This is a genomic window from Deinococcus sp. (assembly GCF_030523985.1).
Taxonomy (GTDB): domain Bacteria; phylum Deinococcota; class Deinococci; order Deinococcales; family Deinococcaceae; genus Deinococcus.
This window is the reverse complement of the sequence record NZ_JAUNHK010000109.1, coordinates 4,191-7,635: the sequence shown is the minus strand read 5'-3', so window position 1 is coordinate 7,635 and position 3,445 is coordinate 4,191. Positions and strand designations below refer to the sequence as shown.

The 3,445-nt window shown below is 67.5% G+C and carries 4 protein-coding genes; 1 reads left to right on the top strand and 3 read right to left on the bottom strand.

Features of this window, described 5'->3' with window-relative positions; all coding sequences use genetic code 11:
- The coding region (gene ubiE / locus Q4C89_RS12745; RefSeq protein WP_303102999.1) for a bifunctional demethylmenaquinone methyltransferase/2-methoxy-6-polyprenyl-1,4-benzoquinol methylase UbiE at positions 1 to 728 on the bottom strand (728 nt) is incomplete at its 3' end.
- Between the two features lie 32 nt (positions 729 to 760).
- On the opposite strand from ubiE, the gene Q4C89_RS12740 reads away from it, so the two are divergent.
- Complete coding sequence (locus Q4C89_RS12740; RefSeq protein WP_303102998.1) at positions 761 to 1,567, top strand: class I SAM-dependent methyltransferase; 807 nt, start codon at positions 761 to 763, stop codon at positions 1,565 to 1,567.
- 81 nt (positions 1,568 to 1,648) lie between these two features.
- Here Q4C89_RS12740 and Q4C89_RS12735 read toward each other — a convergent pair whose 3' ends face one another.
- Both Q4C89_RS12735 and Q4C89_RS12730 read right to left on the bottom strand, forming a co-directional pair.
- Positions 1,649 to 3,058: a sodium:alanine symporter family protein gene (locus Q4C89_RS12735; RefSeq protein ID WP_303102997.1), complete on the bottom strand. Its 1,410-nt coding sequence runs from the start codon at positions 3,056 to 3,058 to the stop codon at positions 1,649 to 1,651.
- 64 nt (positions 3,059 to 3,122) lie between these two features.
- A partial coding sequence (locus tag Q4C89_RS12730) for a Sir2 family NAD-dependent protein deacetylase (RefSeq protein WP_303102996.1) occupies positions 3,123 to 3,445 on the bottom strand: 323 nt, incomplete at its 5' end.

Here is a 3,445-nt window from a genome sequence, read left to right as displayed (position 1 = left end):
CGCTTGTCGCCTACCCACAGCCCTGCGATGCCGAAGGTCAGGGCGCGGTAGCGGGTGCGAAAGCCCGTCGCCCGCATCATCTGCGCGAGGCGTTCGGGGTCGGGAAAGGCAAGCACGCTTTCGGGCAGGTAACGGTAGGCGGCGGCGTTGCCACTCAGCAGCCCGCCAATGAGGGGCAGAACGTGCTGGAAATAGACGCGGAAGACGGCCCCGAACAGCCCCGGCGCGGGCGGCGGAAATTCCAGCAGCACCAGCCGCCCGCCGGGAGCCAGAACCCGCCAGAACTCGGCCAAGCCCTGCGCGTAGTCGGCAAAGTTGCGAAAGCCGAAGGAGCACGTCACCACATCGAAAGAGCCGTCCGGGTAAGGCAGCCTGAGGGCGTCGCCTTCTTCAAAGCGGATGTCCAGCCCCCTGGCCCTGGCCTTTTCGCGCCCAATGTCGAGCATCTGCGGCACGAAGTCGGAAGCGGTCAGGTCAATCTGGGGGGCGCGTTCCTTGAGCTCTAGGGCAAAGTCGCCCGTGCCCGTCGCCACGTCCAGCACGCGGCGCGGCGAGTGGGCCAGAGCCTGCGCCGCCGCCGCCTTGCGCCAGCCCCGGTCTACGCCCGCGCTCATCACGCGGTTGAGCAGGTCGTAGGTGGGCGCAATCGAGGCGAACATGTCCTGCACGGCCTGGCCCTTGTCCTGTTTGTCGCCGACGGGCGGCTTGTGGGGCTGATGGTCGGTCATGGGGGTCAGGATAGGGTGGATAGAGTGGGGCCATGTCCCCAGACCACCTGAAGGCCAACGCCGCGCAGTTCGGCCAGTTGGCCCCGCACTACGACGCGCTGGGTTTTCTGACCCAGGCCGCGCACGCTCTGGCGGCAGCCGTGCAGGTGCCAGCGGACGGGCGCGTGCTGGACGTCGCCACCGGAACCGGAACCGTCGCCCTGGCCCTGGCGCAGCGGGCGCCCGAGGTGGTCGGCGTAGACCTCGCCCCCGCCATGCTGGACGTGGCCCGTCAGCGGGGACAGCGGCAAAGGAACGTGCAGTTCGTGGAAGCCGAGGCCACCGCCCTCCCCTTTCCCGACGCGACCTTCGACGTGGTGACCTGCGGGGCGGGCCTGTTTTTCGTGCCGGATATGGTTGCCGCCCTGCGCGAGTGGCGGCGGGTGCTGAACCCGGGCGGCGAAGTCGTTTACAGCGCTTTCGGACGTGGCCTGCTGGGGCCGCTGCCTGCCCTTTGGCGCGAGCGGCTGATGGGCGAAGGCGTCAAACCGGGTGCGCCGCCGCTGGGCCGCATCGGGACACCGGAAGCGGCGGCGGAGCTCTTGCGCGAGGCCGGGTTTGCCGATGTTCAGGCCGACCTGACCGTGCTGGATTACCCCCTGCCCTCCCCCGCCGCACGCTGGGCCGACATTGCAGCGGGGCTGGAAGGGCTGCCGCTGCGCGACTTTTCGCCCGAGACGCAGCACCGCCTGCGGGCCGAGCATCTGACCGAACTGGAAACGCTGTTTGCAGGCGGGCCGCTGAGGGTGCCCATTCCGCTGATCGTGGCGCGGGGGCGGAAAGTCCAAAGTTTCCTCTGACTGTCCTGAACGGCGCAAAAAATGAGCGCCCCCGAATTGCAGGAGCGCTGAAGCGTCAGACCCTTCGGGCCTCAGATTTCCTCACCACACGTCACGCGGCAGCTTCGCGTCCAACTCCGGGTCGTCCGTTCGCACGAAGGTGGGTTCGGCTTCGCCCGCTTTGCGGCGGCGGTCGTAGTCGCGCAGCAGCCGCACCGCCACCGGCCCGAGCAGCACCAGCGCAATGAGGTTGGTCACGGCCATCAGGCCCATGCTGAGGTCGGCCATGTTCCACACGGTGGGGACTTCGGTCAGTGCACCGAACATCACCATGCCCAGCAGCAGCAGCCGGAAGGCGGTCATCACCCAGGGGCGGCGGGTCAGAAACTGCACGTTGCTCTCGGCGTAGGCGTAGTTGCCGATGATGCTGGTGAAGGCGAAGAAGAAAATGGCGACGGCGAGAAAGTCGTTGCCCCAGTTGCCGATGTGCGAGGCCAGCGCCGCCTGCGTGAGCTGCACGCCGCTGAGTTCCGCCGAGCGCGGCGCGTCGCTGAGCAAAATCAGTGCGGCAGTCGCGGTGCAGATGACGATGGTGTCCACGAACACGCCGACCATCTGCACCAGCCCCTGCTGCACGGGGTGGGCCACCGTCGCCGCCGCCGCCGCGTTGGGGGCGCTGCCCATGCCCGCTTCGTTGGAAAAGAGGCCGCGCTTGACGCCGTTGAGCAGCGCCGCCATCATCCCGCCCGCCACGCCGCCTGCCGCCGCCTGAAGGCCGAACGCGCTTTTGAAGATGTCCGAAAACACGCCCGGAAGCTGTCCCAGGTGCGTGACGACGACATACAGCGCAATCAGCAGGTACGCCAGCGCCATGAACGGCACCACGATTTCGGCCACCCGCGCCACGCGCTTGATGCCGCCGAAGATAATCGGGGCGGTCAGCAGCACCAGCACGGCCCCGATCAGGGTGGGCGAGAGGCCGTAGGCCCCGGTCACAGCGGCGGTGATGGAATTGCTCTGCACGGCGTTGAACACGAACCCGAACGCCAGAATCAGGAAGACCGAAAACAGCCCCCCCAGCCAGCCCTGCCCCAGACCGCGCTGAATGTAGTAGGCGGGGCCGCCGCGAAAGCCGTGGTCGGCATCGCGTACCTTGTACGCCTGCGCCAGCGTCGCTTCGATCAGGGCGGTGCTCATGCCCAGCAGCGCAGTCATCCACATCCAGAACACCGCGCCGGGGCCGCCCACCGTCACCGCAATCGCCACCCCCGCTATGTTGCCGGTGCCCACACGACTCGCCAGACCCGTGGCGAACGCCTGAAACGAGCTGATGCCGCCCGAGACCTTGTTCCGGCTGCCGAAAATGACCTTCCAGGCGTGCGAAAACAGCCGCAGTTGCGCGCCGCCCGTCCAGAAGGTGAACAGCACGCCCGCCCCGATCAGCAGGTAAATGAGCAGCGACCCCCACAGCAGGCCGTTGCCCCAGTTGATGAAACTATTCAGAAAGTCCACAAAATGGACTCTAGCAGGGGAGGTTCAAGGGTCCGAGAACCGAAATGTCTCAGGCTCCTTGTCTTCAGCCCTCACCCATCAGGATTTCCAGCCCCCGGCTCGCCGTTTCGCGCAGGCTGAAGGTCGCCATGCGGGTCAGGTCGGTGGAATCCGGATTGATTTCGATGACGATGCCGCCGCGCCGCAGGGTTTCCAGCGCCAGCCCCGCCGCCGGATACACCACGCTGCTGGTGCCGATGACCAGGGCGACCTCGGCCCCGGCAAAGGCGTTCTGGGCGGCTTCCAGCGCGTCTTCGGGCAGGTACTCGCCAAACCAGACGATGTGCGGGCGCATCCGGCGGCCTGCGGGCGACAGCGGCGGCAGCGTCAGCCCCGCAGGGTCGGGCA

Excerpts from the sequence above, each read along its gene's own strand:
- Q4C89_RS12740 (WP_303102998.1), top strand. The coding sequence starts at position 761 with ATGTCCCCAGACCACCTGAAGGCCAACGCCGCGCAGTTCGGCCAGTTG.